This window comes from Leisingera sp. F5 (genome assembly GCF_001593695.1).
Genome location: NZ_LUKH01000291.1, coordinates 1 through 3,071, shown reverse-complemented (window position 1 = coordinate 3,071; position 3,071 = coordinate 1). Strand labels below are relative to the sequence as shown.

Genomic DNA, 3,071 nt, shown 5'->3' with positions numbered 1-3,071 from the left:
TCGCTGAGACGGTCATAGCTGGCCTCGTCCCGGGCGCCGGTGTTGGCCTGGCCGTGGCGGATCAGCGTGATGTGGGACATGGGCAGGCGGCTCCGTTGTTACCGAGGAAGTCTTAGGGGAGGTTCCGGGCAGAGGGAAGGGCAGTTCCTTGAGGCCGAAGATGATCGCATCCGCCGGCGCCTGGGGCCAGGAATTTTCCGGCGCGATTTCGCAGCCTGCATCAATGTAGCCCTGCAGCGGGATCGCCCGCACCGAGCTTTCCTCGACCGTGACCTTGATGCCGGCGTCCAGCAGTGCCTTGGCGCCTTCGGGGGTCAGGCCCGCCCGCTCTTCATTGGGGCGCTGTTCTGCCCGTACCCATAGATGCGTCATCGTCTTGTCCTTCAAAGCATTCCCTTGGCATAGACTGCGCGGATTGACTCGCGCTGTTCCATTGCCGTCATGAAGTTCTGGATTTTCGGGAAGTCCGCAATGGTCACGCCGTCGCCTTCCAGCCAGGTGCAGACCACATAGAGGTAGCAATCGGCGATGCTGACCGCCTCTCCCAGCACAAAGGGCCCGCGCAGGCCGGCCTGGCTGAGATAGTCGCAGCAGGCGGCCATGGTCTGGGGCACCAGTTTCTGCATGTCTTTCCAGCTGGAGCGTTCCTTGGCCCAGCGGTGGCCGCGGCGCATGTGGGCGTGGTTCACATGCATGGTGGAGGCGAGGTAGAACATCACCTCGCGCATGCGGGCCAGCAGCACCGGGTCCTGCGGGCGCAAGGACGCCTCCGGGGCCATATCGGCGATGTATTCCAGCAGCGCACCGGTTTCGGTCAGGATGCCTCCCTCGACCGCCAGCGCCGGCACCCGGCCCTTGGGGTTGATCTGGGCATAGGCGGCGCCGTTCTGTTCCTTGGCGGCAAAGTCGACCTTGACCGTCTCATACTCGATCCCGGCTTCTTCCAGGGCGATGGCCACGGCCACCGAAATGGTGTTGGGGGCGTAATAGAGCTGCATATCTTATCCTCCCGTTCGGACGTCAAAGGTGTGTCTGGGCAAAATGCCGGTCCGGCGCTTCCAGATGCGGCACCGCGTTGAACAAAACCGGGCTCCAGTGGCCGCCGATGGGGAACAGCCGGTGCATGGATGTGTTCATGATGGCCAGCGCCGCACGGGCCATGGCCGCGGTATCCAGCCCCATGGCCTGACGCAGCGCCATCGAGATCAGCCCGCCGGAGGTGACCACCAGCGCCGGGCCGTCGCCTGCTGCGATGTCGTCCAGCGCTTGGCGGGTGCGGGTCTCGAAGGCTTCCCAGCTTTCGTAAGGCTCGGCAATATCGCTGGCTGCCCAGGCGGCAAAGACCTTTGGCAGATGCTCGACAAAGCCCTCGCGCTCTTCCGGGATCGGCAGTCCGTGCTGATCGCGCATCGCCTCGGCGAGGGTGAAATACTCCATCTCGTTCAACCGCTCGTCCTGCGCCGGAGCTGCAAAGCCCATCGAGGCAGCGGTTTCGATATGCCGGGTCAGCGTGCCGCAATAGACGCGCGGATGATGGCTGCCGCTGGCGCGCAGGTGGTCACCCAGCCAGGCTGCCTGCTGGTGGCCCAGATCGCTGAGACGGTCATAGCTGGCCTCGTCCCGGGCGCCGGTGTTGGCCTGGCCGTGGCGGATCAACGTGATGTGGGACATGGGCAGGCGGCTCCGTAGTTACCGAGGAAGTCTTAGGGGAGGTTCCGGGCAGAGGGAAGGGCAGGCTTGGCGCTGCACTGATCAAATTCGTTGAGAGCTGTCGAAACATGGCGCAATGTGCCTCTGTCAATTTGGAGACTCGGCATGCCCCTCGACCCTCAGCGCTTTACCGGCGACTTGCACATGCTCCGCAGTTTTGGCGCGTCGGGCGTAGGTAGGGGAGTGGTGCGGCAGGCCTACTCAGATGCGGACTTTGCCGCGCGCCAATGGCTGGCCCAACGAATGAAAGATGCTGGTTTAGAGCCGCATTTCGACCCGCTCGGCAACCTGTTCGGACTGGCCGGAGAGAAGAGCTTGCTGGTGGGGTCGCACAGCGACAGCCAGCCCGAAGGCGGCTGGCTGGACGGCGCGCTGGGCGTTGTGGCCGGGCTGGAGATTGCCCGCGCCGCGAAGGAGGATGGCGGGCCGCCCATCTCATGCGTCAGCTTTCAGGATGAGGAGGGGCGGTTCGGAGTGCTAACCGGCTCGGATGTCTGGACCTGCAAGCTGGCGCTGGCGGAGGCGGACGGGTTTATAGACACTCAAGGCAACACGCTTGCGGACATGCGGGCACAGATGACGGATCTGGCCGGGGATTTCCTGCCGCACGACCGGTTCAGCGGCTTTCTGGAGATGCATATCGAACAGGGGCCGTATCTGGAGGAAACCGGAGTGAAGCTTGGGGTGGTGACTGATATCGTCGGCATCCGGGACATGCGGATCACGTTTGTTGGACGTCAGAACCATGCCGGTACCACGCCGATGCACCTGCGCCGGGATGCCTTTCAGGCTCTGTCGGCCTTCAACACGGCGCTGAACAGCCGCTTCGCGAATGCGGTGACGCCTGCCACAGTTTGGACTATCGGTCATGTGGCGTTGCATCCCAATGCGTCCTCTGTTGTGCCTGGGCGCGTCGAATTTTCCGTGCAATGGCGCGATGCTGATGCGGTCCGGCTGGCGCGGATGGAAACGCTCATCAAGGAGACAGCGCAGGAGATCGCGGCCGATCACAGTGTGGCATCTGAGTTTGGCCCGGTGATGGGCTTAGAACCGGCGGCGATGGATGCCCGGTTTCAGGCGGAGTTGGGTGCCGCCGCCGAGACGCTTGCACCGGGCATGTGGCAAAAGATGCCGTCGGGTGCTTTGCATGATGCGGCCAATCTTGCGACGGTGATGCCTGCGGCAATGCTGTTTGTGCCCTCAATCGGCGGCATAAGCCATGCCTTTGACGAGGATACGGCGGAGCCAGATCTGGTTCTGGGCCTGCAGGTGCTGGATCGCGCTGCCCGGGCGTTGGCTGTGTGATTTGCCGGCGGGTTCTCCCGCCTGTTCCCGAACATCCTGCGGGATGTCCTCTCACA

Annotated in this window: 3 protein-coding genes and 2 pseudogenes; 1 reads left to right on the top strand and 4 read right to left on the bottom strand. The window is 63.6% G+C overall.

The window, feature by feature from the left end; genetic code table 11:
* The 4 genes and pseudogenes from A2I95_RS29050 to A2I95_RS29035 form a co-directional block, all read right to left on the bottom strand.
* Positions 1-80: pseudogene (locus A2I95_RS29050) on the bottom strand (histidine phosphatase family protein); the annotation flags it as partial.
* Between the two features lie 58 nt (positions 81-138).
* Positions 139-372, bottom strand: a pseudogene (locus A2I95_RS29045) (saccharopine dehydrogenase); the annotation flags it as partial.
* An 11-nt stretch (positions 373-383) separates the two neighbouring features.
* A complete protein-coding gene (locus tag A2I95_RS29040) occupies positions 384-998 on the bottom strand; it encodes a glutathione S-transferase family protein (RefSeq protein WP_291735477.1) in 615 nt (204 codons plus the stop codon).
* Between the two features lie 22 nt (positions 999-1,020).
* Complete coding sequence (locus A2I95_RS29035; protein ID WP_027257194.1) at positions 1,021-1,671, bottom strand: histidine phosphatase family protein; 651 nt, start codon at positions 1,669-1,671, stop codon at positions 1,021-1,023.
* A gap of 144 nt (positions 1,672-1,815) precedes the next feature.
* Here A2I95_RS29035 and A2I95_RS29030 point away from each other — a divergent pair, with 144 nt between their 5' ends.
* Positions 1,816-3,015: a hydantoinase/carbamoylase family amidase gene (locus A2I95_RS29030; protein WP_291735473.1), complete on the top strand. Its 1,200-nt coding sequence runs from the start codon at positions 1,816-1,818 to the stop codon at positions 3,013-3,015.
* The last annotated feature ends 56 nt before the right edge of the window (positions 3,016-3,071 follow it).